Here is a 26,065-nt window from a genome sequence, read left to right as displayed (position 1 = left end):
ATTACCATCCTGGATTCTGAACAAGGTATTGCTTGTATATTTCGGTATTAGGGAACGGATAGAGATACATCTTATCTTCCCACACTCTTTTTTCGAACACTACCTGGTCGAAGTGAAATTCAGTTGAGCCGCTGACAGGCCGCAGGCGCAGGCCGAGCATATCTCCTTTCATCACGCCTTCCTGGCCGGCAATTTTCCAGCGGCGTACATCCCAGTAGCGATGTTCTTCGAATGCCAGTTCCACTGCGCGTTCGCGGCGGATCGCTTCGCGCATCGACTGCTGGTTCAAGCCCGAAAGCGGCGGCATACCTGATCTGCTGCGAATAGCGTTAACAGCATTATAGACCTCTGCCGACGGCCCCTGCGCTTCGTTAAGCGCTTCTGCATAGTTGAGGTAAAACTCGGCCAACCGGAATACCGGCCAGTTCAGGGTTGCGCCGTAGGAGGCCCAGGTAACGGATTGAGGCAGGAACTTGCGCATCCATTGGCCGCCTCCCCTGTCGCCGCCATTAGGCGCAGGTTTGCCATCCGGCTTGATATACATTTGCAGGTTGCCAATCTCATTATTCCATTTAGCCCCGTTGTAGCCGATGGATTGTTTAAAGCGCGGGTCCAGTTCTGCATAGAGCTGGTTGGCATTGTCCCCGGATGCTGGCCAGGTTTGAGGCCCGCCTGTTCTTTTCTCATACTGCTTCACAAAATTCAGCGGAACGGTAATGCCATACCATCCTCCATAAATACCTGCCGGCATGGTAAAGTTGAAATAATCGCCATAAATGCCCCACCAGCCATTTGACTTATTGGCGAGAATGATCTCCGCATTATCAGGCTGCGACCAGGCATATTCATAATTGCCTTCCACTCCCTGGTCGGTGATGAGGTGACTATTGCCCGCGGCAGCCCAGTCCAGCACTGCTTTTGCCGCATCTGCCGCTTTCTGCCAGCGGGAATTATCCTGTGCGCCCAGGCAAACCAGCGACGCTACGTCGCCACTCGCTGAAACATAAGGTTGGTTAGTATTGAACAGCGGGCTCGCAGCGTATAGGAGTACCCGTGATTTCAACGCAAGGGCTGCACCGCGGTGTACCCTTCCTCTCAAATAGCCTTCCTGGTTCGCAGGAAGCGCGGCATAGGCAGCATCGCAATCGCTTACGATCAGGTTAATGCAATCGTTAAGGGTATTGCGGGGCAGCTTGAGATTATCGCTGTTCAAGAGGCGTTTGGTAACAAGCGGTACGCCTCCATATCTTTTCACCAGTTCGAAATATTGCAGTGCGCGCAGGAACTGCGCTTCTGCTTTCAGTTGGTTTTTGTAGCCAGATTCTGCATCCGGCACATCGCCAATCCGTTCCATGAAAATATTCGCACGGCGGATAGCCTGGTAATGGGCGCTGAAATCATCTTCCGGGTTATCATTAGGTCCCCACTGGCCTTCATTGAAGCGGTTGGCGCCAGGCCAGCTATCGGCAATGTCTCCTTCATCACAAGCGGCTGCCAGTACGCCGGCTACTATGCCGCCGCTGGTGTTGGCACTCCAGCCCGTAGGAAAACCCGATGGCATGCTGGCTGCATAGGTGCTCCACAGGAAGGTTTCTGCATTCCGGATCTTCGAGAATACTGTATCCTCTGTGATATCCACTGATGGCGGCTTCTCGAGGAAATCCTTGCTGCATGAATGGGAGGCGAGATACAACACGCCGGCTATAATTGCATATATTAAACGTCGCATAGTTCGAATTTTAGAACTGCAGGTTCAAACCCGCGTTAAACACTTTTTGCTGAGGGTAAAACTGTCCGCGGCCTGCAGGCGCTTCAGGATCATAAGTCTGGAGGCCAGACCAGGTAACGAGGTTCAGACCATTCACATAAACACGGAGACTGCTTATTTTCACCCGGTTGAGGAAACCTTTGCGGAAAGTATATCCTATCTCAGCATTCTTTAACCGCAGGTAGCTGGCGTCTTTTAACCAGTAACTGGAATATTGGTAGTTGTGGCCTGCGGGGCTGGGAGAAAGACGCGGAAAGTTGATCGGGTCGCCGGCCTTGTATCTTTCTTCTGTCCATCTTTCCAGGTGGATCTGCATAGCATTCCGCCAATCCGTATCAAACGGCCATGCCGCCATCTGATCCAGGTATACCGATACCCTGTCTGCCCCCTGGAACAATACGGAAAAGTCGAATCCTTTATAGTTGCCGCCTACAGAGAAACCGTAAATGATCTGCGGGAAGGGAGAGTAACCCATTGGCATGCGGTCGTCGTTGTTGATGATCCCATCGCCATTTACATCGCGGTAACGGATATCGCCGGGTTTCAGACCATCGCGGCCTCCCGTGCCTGCCGCAAAAGACGATTGCGGTCTTTTAGGATCATTGATCTCGTCCATTGTATTATATAAGCCCTCTGCGATCAGGCCAATGTATTGACCAACAGGATTTCCTGTTTCATTCTGGTAGGCGTATGTTTTAGGCGCTTCGTCTTTAAACAGCACTTTATTACGGGCGAAGGAATAGTTGCCTTTTACCCAGTAGTTCAGTTTACCTATATGATCGGTCCAACCCAGTTCCAGTTCAAATCCTTTGTTGCTCACGCGGCCAAGATTATAGGCAGGAAGGCCTGATACTCCAACAATACCGGGTACGGCGCCGCGCTGGGCAAGGATATTGTCGCGTTTTTCCTCGAAGTAGTCGCCGGTGAATGAAAACCGGTCGTGGAACAGTTTAAGTTCCAGCCCGATATTCGATTTTACAGCACGTTCCCAGGTAACGTCGGGGTTTCCCAACTGGCCTTCGTACGAGCCGCCGAACCATTGATAGGAACTGCCCACTTCCCCGAAGTTGTAACCGCCGCCATAACCGTAAGTAGAAGGCAGGTACAGGAAGCGCTGACCGCCGTTAAAGATATCCGAGATCTTATCATTGCCTACTTCTCCATAAGATCCCCTGACCTTAAGGAAAGTGATCAAATCCGTTTTAGGGAAGAACGACTCTTCAGAGGCTACCCAGCCGGCTGAATAAGCAGGGAACCAGCCGAAACGTTTTCCTTCAGGAAAGTTTTCGGAACCGTTATATCCCATGTTAAACTCGAGCAGGTAGCGGCTTTTATAGTTATAGGTAACACGACCTACAAGTCCCTGGTAAGCATTGGGCACTTTGTAGGTTAACCCTGGCGCATATGCTTTGCTTTGGTTATAGAGCAACAGGCCGCCAACATTGTGCGGACCGAAAGCCCGGCTATAGTCGAGCGCCAGCTCCGTGTATACTTTCCTGTTCTTGCCGTATGATTCGCTGAAGCCTAAAGTGGTTTCCTCGCCCTGTGGAACGAACAGCACGTTAGCATCGTTATTGGGATCTTTTACTACCAGGTAGGTCACATTGTTTTTTGACCGGGTAACAGAATGCTGGTACCAACTGTCGTAGGCCACGGTTCCCCTGGCAGAGAGGCCCGGTGTGATGAAGTCCAGCTTATGACCCAATATTACGGATGCGTTGATATTGCTTTTGAAGATCTGCTGGTAACCTGCGTTCAGCATGGTCATCAGCGGATTGGTACCATTTACGGCCTTGTCCAGCGTCACCAGTTTATTATCGATAATCCCGGGACTGCTGAAGGGATTCGCTTTCAGTACATCAAAAAATATATCGGCGGCCGATTTGCCCGGGTAATTCTGATCTTCTACCTGCCCTGCGAGGTTTACTTTGATGGTAAACATGCGGGTAACATCGAAGTCGAAATTGGAGCGGAAATTATAGCGTTTATACTTTGGATTGGCGCTGAAGTCGCGGTTGTAATCCGAGTGCCTGTAAGCGCCGTTCTGATCGAAATAGCCGCCGGAAATGAAGTAGCGGGCCAGGTCGGTACCTCCGCTGATATTGAGGTTGTGCTGCGATTGCATGGAATAAGGACGCAGCATCATTTTAAACCAGTCGATGCTTGGATGGAAGATAGGATCGGTTCCGGAGCGGAACTTATCCAGGTCGTCCTGTGTGAAATAAGGTTCTTTGCCATCATTTGCCAGCGCTTCGTTTTTCAGCGTGGCATAGTCAAAGCTGTTGAGCATTTTAGGCAGCTTGGTCGGTTTCTGCATCGCTGCGCTGGTAGTAAGGCTTAATTGAGGTTTTCCTACCTTCCCGCGACGGGTAGTGATGAGAATAACCCCGTTAGCGCCCCGTACCCCGAATACGGCTGTTGAAGAGGCGTCTTTAAGGATGTTGATAGTTTCTATTTCGTTGGGATCTATCTGGTTGATGTTGGAACGCTCCACTCCATCCACCATGATAAGCGGGTCAGAACCTTTACCGGCATCCAGTGTGCCGATACCGCGTATTTTAAGGGAAGAACCATCCTGGCCCGGTTCTCCGCTTCGCTGCACGGCAATAAGTCCAGGCAGGCGGCCTACCAGCATGTTGCTGATATTGGCGGCAGGAGTTTGCAACAGGTCTTTTGTTCCGATGGAAGCAACAGCGCCTGTCACTGTCATCTTTTTCTGAACCCCATAACCTACAACGAACACCTCTCCCAAACTTTTCTGGTCGGGTTGCAGTTGTACGTTTATTACCGTGTTGCCGTTAATAGGCACTTTACGGGTCTGGTACCCGATACAGGAAAACACCAGTACATTCCTCCCGTCAGGAATATCGATCCGGTAATTCCCGTTTTCGTCGGCAGAGGTAGAACGGATGGTTCCCTCTACTACCACTGTTGTACCGATCAGTGGTCCGCCTTTTTCATCGGTAACCTTTCCCTTTACAACAAGGGCGGCAAAGGCAGGGATGTTGGCCATAGATACCTGGGCGGTCAGCAATAAAAGCGACAGCACGGGAATAAGGTATCCTCTTAAAAAGGAACGCGCGTAGTAGCATTTTTTCATAACGCAGCTTTTCATAAACGTTTAAGTAATTCAGGATTTAATCTGATCCGATGGCAGGGATCATGCAATTTGAATATTGGTTGACGGGGCTAAAATCGTATGAATTCCCAGAAAGCAGGGGGGACAGATTCTGACAATAAGGGGAGAAAATAGTAAATCAGGCCGGGTTGCCGGGGGTTTTATCAAATTTCCGGCGGTACCGCTGAAGATATTTGGAAGGGGTCATCTCGAAGACCTTGGAAAACTGTTCCCTGAAATATCGCAGGTCATTGAACCCGACCATATAAGCTGCTTCGCTTATATTGCATTCGGTGGTGATCAGCAACTCGGCAGCTTTACGAAGACGGATCAGCCGTATAAACTCGCTTACCGAACGCCCGGAAACCGCCTTGATCTTTTTGTATAACGACGAATGGCTGATGCCCAGCTCACGGGCTAACACCCGGATATTGAAATCGGGGTCTAAAAGGTGCTTTTCCGCCGTGCTGATACAACGGTTCATAAATTCTTTGTGCTCGTTGGGGATCTTCTGGCTTCCTGCCATCCCGGTTACTTCGCTGTAAAAATATCGTTGCAGGGCATGGCGGCTCCTTATAATATTTAGTATGCGGGCAGAAAAAAGCTCCTTATCAAATGGTTTGGTGATGTAGTCTTCCGCTCCTCCCTCGATCCCCTGGAGTTTCGTTTCTTCAGAAGCGCTGCCTGTAAGCAGCACGATTGGAATATGCGCCAATGCCGGGTCATTTTTAATGCGCCGGCAAAAATCAATGCCGTTCAATTGATCCATCAATACATCGCTGATCACAATATCCGGCAGGTATTTCACGGCCAGGGCAACGCCTTCTTCCCCATCACTGGCTTCATAAATGGTAAACCGGCTCCTGAATATCTCGCGTATATACTCCCTCATTTGCTCGTTATCGTCCACGATGAGCATAGATGGCTGTAGGGAAAGCAGTATCTCCAGGGCGTCTTCTGCAGCCGGTTCTTCTTCCGCATTCTTTTCAAGCGCCTGGTCTTCGGCCAGCATGCCCAGGAAGGTATCCGTAACCATCGTTTCGTCCTGGCCGGGTATGTTTTCCATTTGCGCAGAAACTACCGGCAGGCAGATGGTAAACGTAGTTCCGTTCCCGGGAATGCTTTCGAAAGATACCTGGCCTCCATGACTGGTAACAAATTTCCTGACCAGGTACAGGCCAATACCGAACCCGTTCCTTCGTGCTTCACGGGTACGCGGCTGGTAATAGCGTTCGAAAACCTTCTCGCCTATTTCTCCTGAAATACCGCAACCGGTATCTTTTACATATATATTAATAAGTTCTGTTGTTGAAGTAATGGAGAGAGAAATAGCCCCTTCGTCCGGCGTATATTTGAAAGCATTGGAAAGAAGGTTAAAAATGGCGACTTCCAGTTTTTCACGGTCGCCATATATTAATGGCAAGCCTTCTTCCGTATTAAAATCAAACCTGATCTTCTTCAACTCCGCCTGGTGGGAAAAACAGAGGAACACATCCCGGCACAGGTCTGTGATATTGAGCGGAGCTATCTTCAATTTATCCTCTTCACTTTCTGCCTTCCTGAAAAGCAATAATTGGTCAACAAGGCTTAATAACCTGCGGGCATTCCTGTAAACAATAGACAGGTTCTTGTTTTCACTGCCGCCATCCTGCAGCAGTTCTTTCACCGGGTTAATGATCAGGGTAAGCGGAGTGCGGAACTCATGTGAAACATTTGTGAAGAAAGATAATTTCTTCTCGTTCAGCTCCTTCTCCTGTTCTACCAGCAATCTCGATAGCTGCAATTCATAATCCATTCTCGCCTGCCTGCGCTGGTACAGGCGGTAAGCATACAACATGCCGGCAACCAGCGAAATATAAATGCAGTAGGCCCACCAGGTACGGTACCAGGGAGGCAGTACTTTTATAAAGATCTTCAGTTCATCAGGATTCCAGATGCCATCAGCATTTGTACTTTTCACTCTTAATATATAATCTCCTTCTTTCAGCCTGGAATAATTGGCCGTCCGGAGCTGGCGTACATAGTTCCAATCCTTGTCCCATCCTTCCAGGAAATAGGCATAGTTGATCTTATCAGGCGCTGAATATTCAAGCGCTACATAGTCGAGAGAAAACATTGCCTTATTATACGACAAGGTAACCTGCGTTGTGGGGTGAGCGTCTTCATTCGAGATACGAAGCCCTGAAATCCTGAGGTCAGGAAAAATGGTCCTTTCAGATATGCTATCGGGATGGAATATATTAAAGCCCTTTATGCCTCCCATAAGAATTTCGCCGGTGCTAAGCCCCAGCGCCGCGTTATAGTTGAACTGGTTGCTCTGCAATCCATCTGAAGCATAAAAGTTCTTGATGCGCCGGTCTTTTGTTCCGAACCTGGCAACACCGTTGTAAGTGCTCATCCAGAGGTTACCGCTGTTATCGGGAATGATATTGAGGATAGAATTGCCGGGCAATCCGTCCTTCTCCGTGATCTGGGTAAATGAACCATTCGTTCTGTTGAAATTCAGCAGCCCTCCTTCTTCCGTACCGACCCAGAAATTCCCTGATGCATCTTCATACAGGGAACGGACAATGAGATTAAGATGAAAGACCTGGTGACCGGTCCCCGTTTTATTCACCTTTACCAGCGAAGAATAAGTGCCGGCCCAGAGCTGGCCGTTCCTGTCTTCTGCGATGGTGAGTACATCCTTTAACGAATGATCAAATACCTCGAACCTGTCGGCCTGCGGGTTATAACGGTAAAACGCTCCGCCCATACAGGCCCCGGCCCACAGGTTGCCGGCTGCATCCAGGTACAGTTTCCAGATAAACCTGTCTTCCCTTCCATCTATACATTTATAATGAACAAAACATTGGCGCCTTTTGTCGAAACGATTTATACCGCCGCCAAAAGTAGCCGCCCAGATATTTCCTTGCTTATCCCTGACTATGCTGGTAACATTATTATTGGAGAGCGAGTTAACGTTGCCGGGTTGATGTACAAAATGCTGCCAGTCTTCCCTGGCCCTGTTCCAGCGGGAGATGCCTCCGCCGTCGGTACCGATCCAGATATTATCGCCGTCTTCTTCACAGAATGAAAAAGCAAAATTATTGACCAGGCTCCTGGTGTTGGCAACATGGCTGATGGTACGGAAACGTACTTTCTGGCGATCGATTATATTGATCCCGCCACGCAAGGTACCTATCCATTTCCGCTGGTCTTTATCTTCATACACTGCATATACAGCATTACTGGTCAGTCCTTCCCTGTCGTTCCCCGCTTTCATGACAGTGGCTTTGCCTGCTTTTTCCGAGAAGATAAAAATGCCGTCGCCATCTGTGGAGATCCATAACTGCCCTTCGTGATCCTTCACCAGGTTTATAATTTTACTTCCGCTGCATCCCGCTGCCTGGCTGAGAGATTCCCACTGGCCCGTGGAAATATCGTACCTGTGCAAACCATCGTCGGTGCCGGCAAGGATGCGCCCCTGCCCTGCGGCCAGCAAACAGTTGGCGGCCAGCAACTGGTTATTCACCTGTACGATCTTTTGGTTATCGGCATCATACCTGAATAATCCACGGCCATTGATAAACAACCAGCTATTGTTCTTTTCATCGGTTACTATACCGGCCACCGCATATGCAACCGGCCCTGTTGCAGAAGGTAACGGCACCTGGTATAATTCTTTCTTTCCCCGCTTGCCTGCCAGCAATCCTTTATCAGCAGTTCCTGCCAGGATATTGCCGGATTTATCGGCAGCGATGGAGTATATTTCGGAAACCACCTGTTGTTTTGCGTTGCTGTTGCAGGGCTGATATTGTACCTGGGAAAACAGGCCGGAAGAGTCGTTGTATGTGCATAACCCATGTTTGGTTCCCACCCAGATATTCCCGAGCGGATCTTCCAGGATCGCTGTGATACGGTTGTAAGCCAGCGAAGTGCTGTCGTGCAGCCGGTTCCTGAACGACCGGATCGCGTAGCCATCATACCTGTTCAGGCCATCATAAGTACCAAACCACATGAAGCCTTTATGATCGCGGTGAATGCAGGTTACAGAATTGTTGGATAAGCCTTGTTCAATACCCAGGTAGCCGGTAATGCGGTGCTGCGCCACAACGTGGCTGCAAAGAAAAAGCAGTAACAGGTAAAAGGCGTTTCGCATTCGTGGAAATAGTCAACAGGAGCAGGCAAAATAATGTATTTTTGTCTGACTGACAATTATTAACTCTTATTGTATCCAAATGAACAAAAACACACCCTTTATTGCCATTGCATTCATCTTCCTGTCGCTGGCTTTGGGTATGACAGCCCGGGCGCAGAAGAAAGAGATCGCAAAAGGCACCACGTTACGAATCAGGATCCACAGCCAGCTTCTCGAAGGCAACCTGAGCGGCGACTCCGCCGATCGTTACATTTCCGTTTACCTGCCGGCCAGTTACAATTCCCAACCCCGGAAACGGTACCCGGTAGTATATTTCCTGCATGGCTATACGGATAACGACGCAAAAGTATACGGATTCCAACCGCATTGGATGTCGTTGCCTCCAATATTGGACACCGCATTTTCCAAAGATCCGGCACATGAAATGATCGTTGTTACGCCCGATGCGTTTACCCGCTTCCAGGGCAGCATGTACTCCAACTCTGTTACAACCGGCAACTGGGAAGACTTCATCGCCCGCGAGCTGACAGGCTACATGGACAGTCATTACAGGACTATCGCCAGGAAAGAAGGAAGAGGCATTTGCGGTCACTCTATGGGCGGCTATGGCGCATTGCGGATCGGCGAAAAGAACCCGGATGTATTTTCCGCCGTTTACCTGCTAAGCCCCTGTTGCCTGAATTCACCCACCGAACCTGTGGCGGCAATGACTTCACAACTGCAGCGTGCAGAGGGTATCAAAACAATTGAAGCATTCCAGCAAGCCGACTTCTTCACCAAAGCGCTCTTTGCATCGGCGGCGGCCTGGTCGCCCAATCCCGAGAATCCTCCCTTTTACCTGGACCTGCCGGTAAAGGACGGAAACCTGCAACCGCAAATATTGCAGAAATGGGATGCAAACAGGCCGCTCAATAACCTGGATCAATATATCTACAATATCCGCCAGCTAAAATCCATCGGGTTTGATGCAGGAGATAAAGACAGGGGAATAGCGGAAAGCATCAAAGTGCTCGACAGCGAATTAAATAAATACAAGATCGAACATGCTTTCGAGATATATGAAGGCGATCACATCAACCGCGTAGCTAAACGTATTGAAGAAAAAATGCTGCAATTTTTCTCTAAAAGTTTGGTGTTTGGGCAGAACGGGAAATAAATTCATTACTATAAAAACAAAAGAGGATGCCTCAATAAAGTTGAGACATCCTCTTTGTTTTTTATAGTTGTGTTGCGGGGAAGTTAGAAAGAATAACGAAGGCCAACCTGTCAAACAATCTATTCAGAGTAAGGGCGGCGCCCCTCTTCGCGAATTTCTTATTTTATACCCTTTGCTGCACGGAATAGAGGCCAGGAGCAAAGGGCGATCACCAGGCCGGTTATCAACGCTACCCGGCCGCCAACCGCTACCCATCCCAGGACCGCGATTCCTCCTCCCACTATTGCAATAGCAGCGGCAATCACCCTCATACCAAATTGGTTCTGCGTTCTGGCATCTCCCTGCTGCTCTACGGTATGCGTTGCTGCCGACGGCGAAGATTGCAGCAGCTCCGGCGCTACTTCTTCCTTCTTAATAAAATAATACACTTCCCACAACAATAGCACCACAATCGGGATACCTACTCCCAGCGCTGTTTCCCATACCCGGTCCAGCTTCGGCCCCATGAGCTTTAACCCAAGGCTGATCACCAGGCCGCATACGGATGCGGTAACAACAGAAACCGCTGTCTGACGCCTGGAATACAGCGTCCAGATGATGGGGGCAAACAAAGCACCACCCGCGATGGAAGCGGTACTTAACACCATTTCCACGATACCGCCGATCAGCGGCACCAGCATTGCAATCCCGATAGTAACGCCGCCAAAGAATACGGTAAAAAACCGGGCGGCGCGTACCAGCGCTTTCTCTGAAGCATGCCTGTTAAGAACTTTTTTGTAGACATCATGCGCAAATACAACCGCCATAATATTGATAGTTGTATTGGCTTTACTGGCGCTGGCCGAGATCATACCCGAAAGTACAAGCCCAATCAACCCTGCCGGTAATACCTGCTGGCAAAGCATCATATACGCGCCTTCGGGTTGCAAACCTGTAAGCGTTGGATTGATCACCCGGTATAACATAGGAGGCAGCATCCAGATAAAGGGGCTGACAAGGTACAGTAGTGTAAACAGCCATGCTACTTTTTTGGAATTGCGCTCGCTGGATACGCTGGTGTACCGTTGCACATATGCCCAGTTGCCGCCTATATAAACCGTTTGATAGGCCAGGAATGCCAGGAAGAAACCAAAAGAATATTCGGAATTGAAGAAATTAAAAAAGCCGTCGGGGGCTTTGTCTACAAATGCATGCATCCCGCCGGCTTCCTGCAACGCCATTGGGATCACGATCACTACCGCCGCCGTGAGGATCACAAACTGCACAACATCTGTAACCAATACCGCCCATAAACCGCCGGCAGAGGTATACAATACAATTACGCCTCCTATGATCAGGATGCAGGTGTTCAAAGAAAGCGGCGTCGCTACGCTCACCATTTTACCTACGGGGTATAATACAGAGGCTGTAGTAAAAAGCCCGTGCAGCATAATAAGGAAGGTATAGAATTTCTGGGTGCCTGTTCCCAGCCGCTTTCCTATATATTCGGCAGCAGTAACAGCGCCTGTACGTTTCCATCGCGCCGCGATGAACAACGCCACCAGCACGCCGCCAAACACCATGGTCAGTTGAATACCATTAGCCACAAAACCGCTTTTGTAAGCAATAGACCCCCACACCACGAATGTGCCGGCAGAGAAGTAGCTGATGAATAAAGATATGCTATTGATCCACCAGGGCGTAGCGCCGCCGGCTTCAAAAAAAGCAGATGAATTTTTACTGCCTATGCGGGTGAACAACATACCAATGCCGAGTACCAGCAAGGCAAAAACTGCCATAACTATAAAATCCAGTTGCGCCATTCGAATGATTTAAATTATTTTTTATGCTATCAACTACTGTATCATCAACACCTTTATGCCATATCCATCCAATGCTACTTCCGGCGCATTTACACCGGCGCCGGTAACAAGATCTGTTATTCCTGCCGCGTTCTTAATTTCCAGGCGCCCTTTTACAGGTGTTCCTATATCGTTCAGCAGTATAACAAACTTTCTTTTACCGTCCGTTCCTTTTGCCAGTATATATTCAATGTTCGGATTATCGCAGGTTACAAAACCTTCCTCCTGCCAAAGATTAGCTTCATACCCAAAGATCTTTCCCGGTGCAAAACCATACGACTCGTGCGGCCCTACTTTTGGCGTAACAAATCCTCTCGGGAAAGTTACCTTGCCGTTAGAGCGAAGCGTTGCTTCCGATAAAAGGTAATCGGTGATCCATCCTATCTGCCACCACGCATGATGCGGGTATGGGCCAGCGCCTTTGTTCATGGCGTTCCAGTAATAGGTAGCTACGCTGGTTGCAGGGTCTACAAACGCATCCCTGCCTATTGCAGCCGCCCTGGCCATCTGAACAAATATACTATCGCCGGTCAGTTGAAACATCCGCACAAACATGCCGGCATGACTGCACAGCATAATAGGACCTGCGCCATTTGCAGAACCAATGATGCCTCCATGCTCGAAGCTGAGGCCGGCCTGCGATATCTGCCAGTCTTCCCGCTTAACTCCTTTCACCGTTTTTATTTTTCTATCCGGTACCGGTTGGGTATAAACAGAGGTCAGGTACATGCGTGCAGTGCGGATAGCGGCTGATTGGTATTTCTTATCGTGCGTCAGATCATAAAGATCCAGCAAGGCCTGCGCCGACTGTGCAGTAGCAAAATCCGGGGCATACCGCGCATCCCCGCATACGCCGATGAAATGGCCTTTATTGACAGCATTTTCTATGAACCAGTCGGCTCCCTTCCTTGCTGCTGCCAGGTATTTCTCATCTTTCAATACCCGGTAAGCCACCAGCAATCCGTAAAATGTTGGCCTCAGGTCTTTAATATCTGTGAACAGGGGCTGACGGGTATGCCGATCGTATGCCACTTCCCAGCTGCCATCAGCTTTCTGCCATTTCATAAGCAGATCGGCGCCCAGCGCCAACCTGTGCTTTAGCGTATCGTCGTTTGGTTCAAACAACAATATGTTTCCTATGTCCAGCATCACGTAATAAGTAAGGCTGACAGGCTCCACGAAGTCGCCCCATTCTTCAGTGAACATTTTGCTTCTGGAAAGATAGTATTGCCCTGTAGCTGCACCCTGGAAAAACCCGGGCGCTGTTTGTTGCTGGGCCAGTTTGAAATTCAGCGCATAAGGCAATACACTGTCTTTCAGGTACGGATCGCCGCTGATAGCTGCCAGCATCCACATAGCGCCATAATCGGCGTTTTTGATCGCATCCCCCTTGGAACCTACAACTCCTCCCAGGTACGATTGCCCGCCGATCATGAGACCATTATAGTCTTTAATATTCCACAGGGAAGTATGTTTGTCGGCCAGGTAATGATGCATATGTTCTACCCGGCTGGTAAGCGACTGCGTATTTTTCCGTAATGTAAGTGTTTTGCTGAACCCATAAATGTCGTTAACCGCGTGGGTGAGTAACTGGTACCATTCGCCCTGTTGAAGGCTGAACCGAAAACTATAGCCAATGGTATCATCCGGTTGTTTCAGCGAATGAGGTTCACCCAGCACAGGATAGTAGATAGTAGGCGATAACTGCGCCCGCCTGTTCATGTGCGAGAGCGCCAGTTCCCATTGCTGATGCGTATAGTGATCGTTTTCCCAGGGGTCTCTACCCAGCCCCGGGTCGGGTATCACGGCCAGGGATATATTTTTTTTCGTTGTGATAACAGGACAGAAAGAACTGGCACAACGTTCTCTATACAGTACAGGCATAACCGGTATGCCTTGCCCATAGGCGTAACTGCGCACCATATCCTCCTGCAGATCGCCGCCCTGGAAATAACCCGGCATAACGGTCCACGACATATCCTGCTTAGCCACAGTAACAGTAGCCGGGCTGGCCAGTGAATAATAGCCCGCCTTTTTACACTGAAGCTGCATATGCACCCGGACGTCGCCGGCGTATAGGCGATCCAGTGACCAGGTAGCGGTTAAGGTAGCAAGCGGAGACGACCAGGTGAATACTACTTCCGTAGGCGATACCTGTTTAGCGCCAGCCGGGTAAAAATGAAATGCCTGGCCGGCAGTATTCAATGCTACAGGAGTGGTTGCCTGTTTCCAGGCGTTGATCTGGTAATGATAGGCCGTGTCGGGCCATGGTTTGCCATCGTTCCGTTGGAAGGTGATAGCGGCTTTGTCGGCCGGCTTTTCTGCGGAATACAATAAAGTATACTCGCCCGATGGAATAGCCACCGGTTGGTTATGATAACGCAGGTCGCTTATTTTCCATCCTTCTTTTGTTTGCTTCCATTGAATGCGCACTTCGCTGTTAGCCAGCGATACCTGCTGGGCGCGAACAGTGAAGGATAACAACAGGCATATAGTAAACAGGCTAATTGTTCTCATATACTCGTATTTCAAAAACTGCAGCCGGCGTATTGGCTGAAGGATGCGTGAACCGGATAGTAAGACTGGTAGTATTTACCGCCTCATGGAATTCGATTATATTCCTTGTCTGGTAATTTCCTTGCTTCTCATATACTTTTCGCCCCTCGTCGTCAAAGATGGCATAGTCGCGTACACAGAACACCATTACATTTTCAGGATGCGACATCAGTACCGATTCCATAGGGTGATCAAAGTCTGTATCAAAAGATAAGATAAGCTTTTTAACCTGCTTTGTTGCATCCCACGATAAGGTAAGAGCAGGCGCCGGGTCGTTCAGGTCTGCCACCCAGGCGTTAGGCTGGGTAGTAGGCCTGGCCAGGCCATTGCGGATATTGTCTGCGCCAAAGGCCTGCAGTGGTTTATCAAACCGCAATGCAATGTTATGACCGGCAGGCCTGCGCTGAGGCACCCAGAATTCAAAGTTATCGATGCCGATGCCATCAGGCGCTTCCTGTTTGCCATAGTTAGAAACAGCGGGATTGATGGTATTGAATACAGACAGGATGCCTGTGATCCGCCTGGCTGACCGGTTGATACTGATCAACGGATTTTTTTGCAGCATGATAAAAACATACTGCGACTCGTTGACCGTTACGCCGGGGTTCACCTGGATCCAGTTCCTGCCAGGTTGTATCTTATATTCAAACGTGGCAATGGTTTTATCAGGCGTATAACTGCCCCTGCGGGAACTGAGCCTGATCTCTCCCTGCAACACGGTAGGTTCGTCGCTATACGCATGCAGGCTGAAAGCGGGTATGGGTCCTGCGGCTACGGGTATCATCTGCGCAGCCGCCAGATCCAGCGGCATCAACATATCTTCTTCCAGTACAGAAAGAGCCAGTTCGCTGCTGGCGCTGATGGTTGCAGATTGTACAAGATCGTTCTCCTCTACGGATGCAATACCTGGAATAAACTGCCCGCTGCGCAGCAACCATTGCTGCAGTTCCGGCATATGCCCTTCTGTATACAACGCAGAGGGTTGGCAGCCCAGTTTTGCACACAGTACAGCGGCCATACCTACAGCCTGCGCAACATAAGCGCTGGTAGCCATAACGCGCGAAGAACCAAAGGCAACATGCGAAACGCTGATAATACGCCCTGCGAGAAAGAGGTTGGAAATATTCCTGGAATAAAGGCAACGGTAAGGTATCTGGTAAATGCCCTTGCTATGCCATTGCGTGCAGCCCGGCTGCGTGGAATAAACGCCATCTGAGGGGTGCAGGTCCAGGCTCCATCCGCCAAATGCCACAGCATCGTCGTGTATGCGTTGTTCAATAACGTCTTGCTGTTTAAGTATATAATCGCCTTCGAAGCGGCGGCTTTCCCGCTTGCCGGGGATCATGCCAACCCATTCCAGGGTGAGGGTTTCCGCCTCGGGGAAATTCCCGGAGTTCTTGATGTAATCCCATACCCCGTAAACGATCTTCCAGAGCTCCCATTTAATTTTTTCTGTATCGTGTACGGTATCCATACGTCCCCCGTATTCTATCCACCAAAGTTTGCAGCCATAGTCCTGCGCATTGAAACTGCGGAACCTCGGGATCTCTGTAATATCCTTAAGTGCAAAGGAAGGAGGAATAAATCGTACAGGCTTGCCCGTATCTTTTGAATAGAAGTAAAGTGAATGCCCCAATAGTTCGCCATAACTTTCGGGCGGCGCAAACAGTTCGTTGAACTCTTCCATGGGCTCTGCCCCCATTCTGAAAGCGGCTCCCGCCAGGAACCCTACTACCCCGTCGCCCGAGGCATCGCAGAACAAAGGCGCCTTCAGCTCGTAAGTTGTCTGGTTCTGGCTGCAAAAGGCCCTGAGAGAGGCGATGGTATCTTTATCCTTTTTTTCTACATGGTATACAGCGGTGTTCAGCAGCAGCGTAATATTGGGTTCTGCCACAACCTTGTCCAGCAGAATGGTGTCCAGTATTACCGGGTTGCCTTCGGGATTCCTGTACGTATTCTCTACCAGTATTTCGTCTATAACGCCTCCTTCTCTTGCCCACCTGTTATTGTTACCCATGTGAGAGGTAGCGCCCAGGACCCATAAACGTACTTCACTGCTTGCATTTCCGCCCAGCACACTCCTATCCTGCACGAGTACTACCTTTAATCCTTCCCTGGCCGCCGTCACGGCACAACAGATACCCGACAATCCTCCACCCGTGACGATCAGGCCAGCTTCCAGTGTAACCAGGGGGCAGGAACGTTTCTCAATGCTCTCTGATCTTATCATTTTATTTTAATGTTTTTTGCATGATTGTAAAGCCGCCTGGTTTCAGCAGGGCGATGTCTGCAAGTCCTCCTGCCAGCGCTATATCCAGCTCCATGCTTTCTCCCGGTCTCAATGTCCGGAGCTGGTGATCTACCCCATTACATTTCAGCGTATAGCCTTTAAGGGTATATGCAGGAAAATCATTACGGGCAGTGATACGGATGCTGGCGCGTCCCCCGTCTTTCCTCGTCAGTTCAATAGTAGCGGGGGCAAATTCTTCCTGCCATACCTTGTACATATCGCGGGGCGACCTGTCTGGCTCCACAAGGCCCCAGGGCCTGTAGCCGTTTGGATTGGTGCCGGGGAAACGGCTGAAATAATCGTTGAATGTCCATACCGAAGCGCCTACCAGGTAATCGCATTGCCTGAATGCCTGCATAGCCTTGCGGAGATAAGCTACCCTGTCGTCTTCCGATTTCACGGCATCTGTACGGATACCGAATTCGCTTACATAAATGGGTTTGTCGGGGTACAGGGAATGAACATGCTGGAGTGCATGCAGGTGATTGCCGTATATGTTAGCGCTCACGAAATCCACGTATTGCGAAGCTTCATCTTCCGGTTTTTTAATAAAATCCTGGAATACCAGCATGCTGGCGAAGGTGATCAGCCGCGAGTTGTCCAGCGATTTAACAAACGCGCTCATATCCCGTACCCAGGCTTTTCCTGCATCCGTGTGCGACTGGAATTCGTTGCCTACGCTGTAAGCGATCACGCTTGGATGGTTCCAGTCGCGTTCCATCATTTCAGCAAGCTGCGATTGGAATTTGCGGCGCATCATGGTATCATTCATCTGCTTTGGCGTCATCTGCCAGTTGCCCGCTTCTTCTATGATCATCAGGCCATGTTCATCGGCCCAGTCGAGCAGTTCTTCAGACACCGGGTAATGGCTGATGCGGGATAATTCCATGCCTCCGCTTTTGATCATTGACAGGTCTTTCTCCAATACCGCCTGGGGGTCCAAAGATCCGTAACCGGGGTAATCGAGCGGGCGGTTACAGCCCCCCATCTTTATCGGTTCGCCGTTAACAAGCAAACGGGTACCGCTTACTTCTACTTTACGGATACCGAATTTTTTCTGAATGGTATCCCTGCCGCAGCTGATAGTGGCTGTATATAAATTGGGCGCATCCGGATGCCATAACGCTACTTCATGCGCAGGGATGACGCCTGTTAGTTCTACTGTTGCTTCGGCTCCCGGGCCGAGTTTTATTTCCTGTGGTTTAAAGCGTACAGTACTGCGGGCCACAACTGCATTCACTTTCTCTGTAACCGGAGCAGTACCGTTGTTACGAACAAACGCTTTTATGCGGATAGCAGCATTATCCTTCACCAGATCCGGGGTAGCCAGGATCTTTGTATTACTGATAAAAGTTGCCGGCCGTGTAACCAGGCTTACTTTCCTTGTAATGCCGCCGTAATTGATCCAGGGATAGAATTGCCGGTGATTGGCGCCGGAATAAGGGACGGTTGTTTTTGCACCGGGAATAGTGGTAGTGTCCCAGGAATTATCTGCCTGTACAACCAGCGTGTTCCTGTTTTTCAGCAGGGTAGTGATATCGAACTCAAATGGCGTGTAGCCGCCTTCGTGAGTGCCCAGCAATACGCCGTTCAGCCAAACCTTCGACCTGTAAAAAACGGCATCAAACCGGAGAAAAACATGATCATTTGCAACCGGGGCGGCAGCCTCGAATTGCTTGAAATACCAGGCGGCGCCTGTGTAAAAGAAATAACGGGGATCTGTGGAAAAACAGTGCGGCACAGTTACTTTATCGAAGTTGCCGGAAGGAAAAGTAGTATCCTGCCATTTTTCCTGTTCACCTACTTTTATCGGGTCTGCCGCAAACCTCCATTCACTGTTCAGGCTATGGTCCAGCCGGCGTTGCCCAAAGAGCAGGAATGGCGCAAATACCAGCAAACAAATTAATCGTCCTGTCATAATTATCTTTTTTCTTTTTGTGCAACCTGTTCTGCAACTGTTGCTCCTATGTGGTTTAATGCTGTTTGGTTATAATGTATTTCATCTTTCATCCAACCTTTGCCTGCGAAGCCTGTTGTTCCGGTATACACGATAAAGACATGCTTCATTTTCCTCGCCGCATTTTCCTGTGCCTCGCGAACGGCGTCGAAACCGGCGGCAGGATGATTGAGATAATGACCTGTTTGAATAATGTAAAAGGGGACCTGCCTGCCAAGCGCTTCTCTGAACTGTTTCACTACTGCCATAAGTTGCTCTTCATACTCGCCAGCTGTCAACTGTTTTGCGTTGATGGCATTGGCATCCCTTTCTCCCTGGCTCCACAGGATGCCTGCTATGGGTTGTCCTGTTTTTTTGACGGCTGCCCGGGCTTTGATAATGGCGCTGTCGATCAGCGGAAGCCTTCCTTTCCTGTCCCAGGTTCCATAATTGTTCAGCTCCGCTTTATAGTGGCAGGAACTGCCGCCCCTGGCTGCCGGTACAATCACTACCTGTTTACCTGTCAGGCTATGGTAAGCTTTTGCGAATGCAGGCCATGCGCTTCCTGTATGCGCGCTTTCAAAATGCAGTTCCCGTTCGCCCACCGGGTCTGCCAGGTACACCAGCGAGTCGGACGCCCAACGGTATTCAAATGCGGTACCTGGCGCACAGGGAACAGACATTGCGCTATCTGCCATCCCAACGGCATTGCTCTGGCCCGCGGCGAGAAACAACTGTTGCGCCATTGTGCGTTGCGAAAAAAGTATCATCAGGCAAATGAACCATCTCATTTCCAATCAGGATTTTGTTCCAGTTTCGGGTTCGCGTTGATCTCGTCCAGCGGGATAGGGAAATAGCGATGTTTTGCCTGCGGCGCACGGGTAGGAAATACATCATTAACCGCATGAGGAATAACCTGCAGGAAAGTATTGGTCCTTGTCAGGTCGTACCAGCGGTCGCCTTCTGCAAACAGTTCCCAGCTGCGTTCCTGCAATACCGAATCCACGAACTGATCTTTCCCCAGGCCTGTTGTCAGGTCGGGCAGCCCGGCCCTTTTCCTCACTGTATTAATATAACTATATGCTTCCGCTGTGGGACCGCTTTTCCGTGCCGCCGCTTCCGCCGCTACCAGGTAAACATCCGCAAGGCGCAGGATAGGAATATTGATAGCGCCGCTTGAGCCTACGGAATTCTTATCCATATATTTCTTCACCAACACTCCATGGGTGGTGATAGGAGTAATATCTTTCTGCGCTACCACCTGGCCCAGTTTATTGATATAATTGGTATCGAGCAGTTTTCTTCTTTTATCTGAAGGATTGAATGAATCAAAGAATGCCTGGTAAGCAAACGCAGAGCCGTATGAAGTGACGGCATACTGGGGACCATCGCTGTTCTTAGGTCCGTACAAGCCTATGATCTGGGTAGAGTAGCCTGGCGAAGCGCTCTCGCATTCGAAGGCCCACATATTTTCCTGTCTTGCCGCATCTTCTTTCGTTACATCATATACATCCAGTACTTCAGGCATCAGGCTATAACGGCCGGAAGAGATGACCTGCGAAGCCTTGTCCAGCGCCGTAGCCCAATCCTGTGCATACAAAGCCGTTTTGGCATATAGCGCCATGGCTACTTCCTTGGAAGGCCGTCCTTTCTGAATGCTGGCAGAGTAAGACGGCAGCTTGGCGATGGCCTGGTCCAGGTCGCGATAGATCTGTTTAAATACGTCTGCCTGGGCTGTTTTGCCGATAAGGGCAGAATCGAGGCTGATGCTTGGCGATGTTTTAACTACGATATCGCGGAAGTTCTTGGTAAGCATCCACATATAGAATGCGCGCATGTAAAAGGCTTCGCCCAGGATCACGCTTCTCCTGGCAGAATCCATGTTTGTTTGCGGCACCTTGTACAATACCCAGTTAGCCTTTTCAATACCTGAGTAGCAGCTTTGCCAGATCTGTTGCGGAGATTCTGTTTGCCGGCTGAAGCTCTTCTGTGTTGTATAATTCGCATCGTAGCTGAACAGGGTATAAGTATCCCTGCCTACTACGGGTCGCGGGTAGATCTGGTCTGCGCTGAAGTCAGACGCTCCTGTACCGGCGGTGTTATACAAGTTCACCATAGGACCATATACCGCTGTTAGCGCAGCTTCGGCATCTGAAGCTGTTTTATAAAAATTGTCTGTAAAGATCGAAGAGTATGGAGTTTCCTTCAGTTTGTTGCAGGAAGTATGCACCAGCAGCAGGAATAAACCACCTATAAAATATTGTATATTTTTCATATTGCTATTTTTTTAAAATCCCACTTGTAAACCAACGAGGAAAGATCTTGACATCGGGTATACCAGGTTATCAACTCCTATCAAGGTATTGGAGCCGCCGAAGGAATTCACTTCCGGGTCATACCCGCTGTAATTGGTGATAGTAAAGAGGTTGTTGGCGCTGACATATACCCGTACGTTCGTGAGATATTTGATAGGAGGCAATTTATAGCCCAGGGTGATATTCTTCATTCGGATATAGGAACCGTCTTCTACAAAGCGGTCGGATATCGGCAGTCTTCCGCCCTGGAAACCATTGGCGTATTCATTGCTCGGATTGGTAGGCGACCACCTGTTAACCAGTCCTTCCAGCACGTTCCTGCCTCCGAGTCCATTTTCGAAAGTATAGCGGCTCAGGTTAAATACTTTGTTTCCCTGTACGCCTGACAGGAAGAACGACAGATCGAAATTTCGGTAGGTGAAATTTGAAGACAGGCCGAAAAGAAAGGAAGGATTTGCATTGCCGGTAATAGTCTGGTCGTCGCCGGTGATCTGTTTATCATTATTCAGATCCGCTACTTTTACGCCGCCGATCCTGCTGCCGCTGCCTGGCAATACTGTTTCGCCCGTCTGGTAAATACCGTTGAATACATATGTTTTAAAGATACCCAGGGGCTGGCCTACACGAAGTACGCTGTAGGGACTTAACACGAATTCATTCATGCCGCCTTCCAGGCTTAAAAGTTCATTGCGGTTTACGGAGAAGTTCACGTTCATGTTCCATTTCAGCTTGCCGGTGAGCAGCCTCGCGTTGGCGGCTATTTCCACGCCTTTGTTGCGGATGCTGGCAAAGTTGCCGGTAATGGAAGTATAGCCTGAAGAAAGCGGCAGGTTCTTTACAAACAGGAGATCTTTTGTTTTCTTGTTATAGAGGTCGGCCACGATGCTCAACCGGTCTTCGAACAACCCGATATCTACCCCCACATTTGCCTGTGTAGATTTTTCCCAGCGCAGGTCGGCGTTCGGGATGCCGGTTGGGCTGATACCCACTGTATAAATATGATTGAACTGGTAGTTGCTGCCCGAACCTTCCAGGGCGAGCGACTGGTAAGGAGAGATAGCGCCTGCATTACCTGTCTGCCCGAAGCTGGCCCTTAGTTTAAGATCGCTGAACACCCGGCTGTTCTTAAGGAAAGGCTCTTCAATGATACGCCATGCGCCGGCAACAGCAGGAAAGAAACCCCATTTATGGTTTTCCCCGAATTTAGAGGCGCCGTCGTAACGGGCGGTGATATCCAGGAAATATTTATCTGCGTAGCCATAGTTGATACGGCCCATGTAAGAGGTCAGCGACTCTTTGCTCCGGTTGCTGCTTACTGTCCGGTTAACGGCCAGTTGTACAGCTTCGTTCTGGGTTGCATCGTTAGGCAGGCCATTGGCATTGATGGTATTATCGTTATACATATTACTCTGTATAGCGTATACGCCTGTGAATTTAAGCGAGTGAGCGCCAAAGTCGCGGTTATAGGTAAGCACGCTTTCATGCAGCCAGTTGGTAGTATTAACGTTGCCTTTGGAAGCGGTACCGGAGTTGGCGTTCACTTCCGCCTTACCCAGTATATAGATAGGTGAATAATAGTCGTTCAGCGTATTGCCCATATCAGCATTCAGGGAAGCCCGGTAGGTAAGTCCTTTGACGATCTTTGCTTCGGCATACAGGTTGGCCAGCGTGCGGCGGATAGTGTTGCGGTTGAGGATCTGGGAAAGGCCTACGGGGTTGGCAATTTCCCGGTACCGGCCATTGAACTGGTCGGCAAACGGGTACACGGTACCATCTTCCCTGTAGGGTATAAGAGTTGGCGGCGCGCCCAGGGTAGCGCCAACAATGCTCTGAGTAACCAGCGGCCCGTCAATGGAATTGATACCGGTAGGTATGCTGTTATTGATGGTGTAGCTGGTCTGCAGGCTTGTTCCTACCTTGAAGTGGTCGCTGATGGTATGATCAATTGTAGCCCTGAAGGAATAGCGTTTGAAATCCGAAGAAATAATGATACCTTCCTGATCGAAGAAGTTACCGGACATGGAGAACTGGGTCTTATTGGACCCGCCGCTCACAGAAGCCTGGTAATTCTGCACATTGGCCTGGCGGTAAATAACATCCTGCCAGTTGGTACCCTGGCCGAGGGAAGCCGGATCGTCGTAAATCTTTGAATTATAGATATCGTTTTCCAGCTGGGCAAACTGCGAGGCATTGAGCATGGATAATTTGCGGGTAATGTTCTGGATGCCCCGGTACATATCCAGCTGCACACGGGTAGCGCCGCTTTTTCCACGTTTGGTTGTGATCAGCACAACCCCGTTGGCGCCCCTGGCGCCATAAATGGCGGTAGATGAAGCGTCTTTTAATATTTCTACCGATTCAATATCATTTGGGTTGATGGTAGATAAGGGGCTTACATCGTTTACACCGCCGCTGTTGGAGATCTGGATGCCATCAATAATGTAGAGGGGTTCAGATGAACCATTGATAGAGTTAGTTCCGCGTATGCGTACACTGATATTACCACCCGGCGCGGCATTGTTCTGGGTGATCTGAACGCCGGGCACCCTGGCGGCAAGGCCCTGGGCCACGTTGGTAACAGGCGTTTGAGTAATGTCGGCGCCCTTTACAGACGCAATGGAACCGGTAGAAGCGATCTTCTGTTGCGAACCATAACCAACCACTATCACGTCGTTGAGTTTACTGATATCAGGATTCAGCGTAACGGCAACAGAAGACTGACCATGAAGTTCTATAGTAGTATTCTGGTACCCCTGGAATGAAACCAGTAGCGATGCGTTGGCAGGTACGTCTTTGAGTGAAAACTGGCCGTTGACATTCGTAACGGCGCCTTTGGCAGTACCTTTTACGGCAACAGTTGCACCGGGCAATGCCTGTCCTTTTTCATCCGTTACTTTCCCGGAAAGAAGCGGGACCAGTGATTGCGCCCGGGATAAAAACGGGACAAGTATAAATAGCAGAACTATAAACAAGGGACTTGTTCTTTTCATAACGTAAGCGTTTGTGGCAGTGAATCATAAGTGGTAAAGCAATGTTATAGAAGAATTTTAAACAATGAAAGGGCCGGGCCAACTGAATCTACCGGGAACGATACCGCAAACGTTTCCGATAGGTGAATTATCGATTTAAATTTTTTTGTATGATAAAATGTACCCGCTGCAGCCAAGTGCACGCGATCAGTAAATCAGGTACTGTAAGGGGTAAACAACGTTATTATTGCAAGGATTGTAATATGTATTTTACGTTGCCGGAAGAACCGGCGGCAGAGATACGGCAGCATAAGAAGCATATGACCACCATCGTGGACATAGCCAAAGCCCTGAACATATCCAAATCTACCGTTTCCAGGGCTTTGCATGAACATAGCGACATCAATCCCCAAACCAAAGCAGCCGTGCTGGAAATGGCGCAGCAACTGGATTATCAGCCCAACCTGCTTGCCAAAAGCCTTGTAAAAAGCAAGAGCAACACCATCGGGATCATCGTTCCCGAATTCCTTACCTACTTCTTCCCCACCATCATCATGGGCGCACAGCAGGTAGCTGCGCAGGCAGGGTATAACGTGATCATCTGCCAGTCGCAGGAGTCTTATAAAACAGAAGTAGCCAACGCCAATATATTACTGGCCAACCGGGTAGATGGGGTGTTGATCTCCATGACAAGAGAAACAAAAAAGTTCGATCATATCAAAGCATTCGAAAAGCATGGTATCCCCGTAGTATTCTTTAACCGGGTGTGCGACGAAATGAATACATCCAAAGTCCTGGTAAATGATTATGAAGGAGCTTTAAAAGCAGTAGAGCATTTGATAAAGAATGGGTACCGTAACATCGCCCACATTGCCGGCCCTCCGTCCTTACTCCTGACGCGCAATCGCCTTGGCGGATACCGCGATGCCCTGAAAAAATACAATTTGCCCTTCAAAGAAGATTTGGTTGTGCATTGCAACCTTTCGAAAAAGGATGCTGTCCAATGTGCAGAGCAATTACTCAATATGAAGAACCGCCCGGACGCCGTATTCTGCGTGAACGACCCGGTAGCCATACAGTTGATGCTGGAAGCGAAGAAAAGGAAAATAAAGATCCCTTCGGAATTAGGAATAGTTGGCTTTAGCAATGAACCCAGCGGAGAAGTGATAGAACCGGCTTTAACTACTGTACAGCAACCGGTAGCGGATATAGGACGGTCGGCAGCTGATATATTATTGACGGCGATTAAACAGGGAGAAGATTATGTACCTGAGATGAAGTCGCTGAAGACAACGTTGATAGTGAGGGAATCGTCGAAGCGCTGATATTTAACGTTAATCTTCGCTTTGAAGCTTTTCAATCAGATATTGCGCAGATTACCGCAGTATCCAGGCTTTGATGACTGGTTTTATTTTTTTTGCAAGATGATGGGATGAGGTTTGAATATTTTCTTTTGAAATTTTGAATTAGTTCTTATATTTGCCGCCCTGAATGCCCAGATGGCGAAATTGGTAGACGCACTGTGTTCAGGTCGCAGCGCCTGCAAGGGTGTGCTGGTTCGAATCCAGTTCTGGGCACTAGAATCCCCTGTAAGTAATCACTTACAGGGGATTTTTATTTTATCTCCCCTTTTGCCGGTACTTTTCGCTTTTACTCGGATCAAGTTAAATAATTGGGGGATTAATATAAAAATAGTTTTTTTGCATTGGATTAGCCAATAAAGCATGTGGATCAGAACTTTCGCAAACTTGTAGAATTGCTGTTACCAGCGGGAATATTAGAGTATTTTGACTTAATAGATTCAAATCAGGACAAAGAAGGTATTCACATATACCTGGAGGAAAAGAATAGCATTCCAGTAGAACATCAACATAAGAAAGCTCACTCTAAAGGATTCTTCTCAGAAGTTGTTATTCAGGATTTTCCCATACGCAATCAGCGCGTCATGTTGCATGCAAAGCGCCGTCGGTGGGAA

The 26,065-nt window shown here is 49.2% G+C and carries 13 protein-coding genes and 1 tRNA gene; 4 read left to right on the top strand and 10 right to left on the bottom strand.

Annotation, left to right across the window (positions count from 1 at the left end):
• Position 1: 1 nt before the first annotated feature.
• The 3 genes from BLV62_RS04070 to BLV62_RS04060 form a co-directional block, all read right to left on the bottom strand.
• Positions 2-1,729 (bottom strand): RagB/SusD family nutrient uptake outer membrane protein, encoded by a 1,728-nt coding sequence (locus BLV62_RS04070; RefSeq protein ID WP_089758974.1) that lies wholly within the window; start codon positions 1,727-1,729, stop codon positions 2-4.
• Between the two features lie 10 nt (positions 1,730-1,739).
• A complete protein-coding gene (locus BLV62_RS04065; RefSeq protein WP_168927726.1) occupies positions 1,740-4,868 on the bottom strand; it encodes a SusC/RagA family TonB-linked outer membrane protein in 3,129 nt (1,042 codons plus the stop codon).
• A 157-nt stretch (positions 4,869-5,025) separates the two neighbouring features.
• Positions 5,026-9,027: a hybrid sensor histidine kinase/response regulator transcription factor gene (locus tag BLV62_RS04060; protein ID WP_089758970.1), complete on the bottom strand. Its 4,002-nt coding sequence runs from the start codon at positions 9,025-9,027 to the stop codon at positions 5,026-5,028.
• A gap of 79 nt (positions 9,028-9,106) precedes the next feature.
• Here BLV62_RS04060 and BLV62_RS04055 point away from each other — a divergent pair, with 79 nt between their 5' ends.
• On the top strand, positions 9,107-10,183 hold the full coding sequence (locus BLV62_RS04055; RefSeq protein WP_089758968.1) for an alpha/beta hydrolase: 1,077 nt from the start codon (positions 9,107-9,109) through the stop codon (positions 10,181-10,183).
• A gap of 158 nt (positions 10,184-10,341) precedes the next feature.
• Here the strand turns inward: BLV62_RS04055 and BLV62_RS04050 are convergent, their stop codons facing one another.
• The 7 genes from BLV62_RS04050 to BLV62_RS04020 are packed head-to-tail and all read right to left on the bottom strand — an operon-like array spanning position 10,342 to position 24,111.
• A complete protein-coding gene (locus BLV62_RS04050) occupies positions 10,342-11,985 on the bottom strand; it encodes a sodium:solute symporter family protein (protein WP_089758966.1) in 1,644 nt (547 codons plus the stop codon).
• A 33-nt stretch (positions 11,986-12,018) separates the two neighbouring features.
• Positions 12,019-14,541 (bottom strand): glycerophosphoryl diester phosphodiesterase, encoded by a 2,523-nt coding sequence (locus BLV62_RS04045; protein ID WP_089758964.1) that lies wholly within the window; start codon positions 14,539-14,541, stop codon positions 12,019-12,021.
• Positions 14,528-16,810 carry an FAD-dependent oxidoreductase gene (locus tag BLV62_RS04040; protein ID WP_089758962.1) on the bottom strand — a complete coding sequence of 761 codons (2,283 nt, stop codon included), beginning with the start codon at positions 16,808-16,810 and terminating at the stop codon, positions 14,528-14,530. Before BLV62_RS04040 ends, BLV62_RS04045 begins: the two co-directional genes overlap by 14 nt.
• Before the next feature lies 1 nt (position 16,811).
• Positions 16,812-18,788, bottom strand: a complete 1,977-nt coding sequence (locus BLV62_RS04035) for a glycoside hydrolase family 2 protein (protein ID WP_089758960.1) — start codon at positions 18,786-18,788, stop codon at positions 16,812-16,814.
• Positions 18,789-18,790: 2 nt separating this feature from the next.
• On the bottom strand, positions 18,791-19,597 hold the full coding sequence (locus BLV62_RS04030; protein ID WP_089758958.1) for a sialate O-acetylesterase: 807 nt from the start codon (positions 19,595-19,597) through the stop codon (positions 18,791-18,793).
• Positions 19,594-21,081 (bottom strand): RagB/SusD family nutrient uptake outer membrane protein, encoded by a 1,488-nt coding sequence (locus BLV62_RS04025; RefSeq protein ID WP_089758955.1) that lies wholly within the window; start codon positions 21,079-21,081, stop codon positions 19,594-19,596. The genes BLV62_RS04030 and BLV62_RS04025 overlap by 4 nt, the downstream gene beginning before the upstream one ends.
• A gap of 12 nt (positions 21,082-21,093) precedes the next feature.
• Entirely contained in the window at positions 21,094-24,111 is a 3,018-nt protein-coding gene (locus BLV62_RS04020) for a SusC/RagA family TonB-linked outer membrane protein (RefSeq protein ID WP_089758953.1), read from the bottom strand.
• Positions 24,112-24,260: 149 nt separating this feature from the next.
• On the opposite strand from BLV62_RS04020, the gene BLV62_RS04015 reads away from it, so the two are divergent.
• From BLV62_RS04015 to BLV62_RS28500, 3 genes are all read left to right on the top strand, one after another.
• Positions 24,261-25,415 carry a LacI family DNA-binding transcriptional regulator gene (locus BLV62_RS04015; RefSeq protein ID WP_089758951.1) on the top strand — a complete coding sequence of 385 codons (1,155 nt, stop codon included), beginning with the start codon at positions 24,261-24,263 and terminating at the stop codon, positions 25,413-25,415.
• Between the two features lie 168 nt (positions 25,416-25,583).
• A tRNA-Leu gene (locus BLV62_RS04010) sits at positions 25,584-25,667 on the top strand.
• A gap of 149 nt (positions 25,668-25,816) precedes the next feature.
• Positions 25,817-26,065, top strand: a 249-nt coding sequence (locus tag BLV62_RS28500; RefSeq protein ID WP_211118322.1) for an ISAon1 family transposase N-terminal region protein, incomplete at its 3' end; no start/stop codon positions are given.

Source organism: Chitinophaga terrae (ex Kim and Jung 2007) (assembly GCF_900107795.1).
GTDB classification, from domain to species: Bacteria; Bacteroidota; Bacteroidia; order Chitinophagales; family Chitinophagaceae; genus Chitinophaga; species Chitinophaga terrae.
Note: the sequence above shows the minus strand (reverse complement) of the source record. Positions and strands in the feature narration are given on the sequence as shown.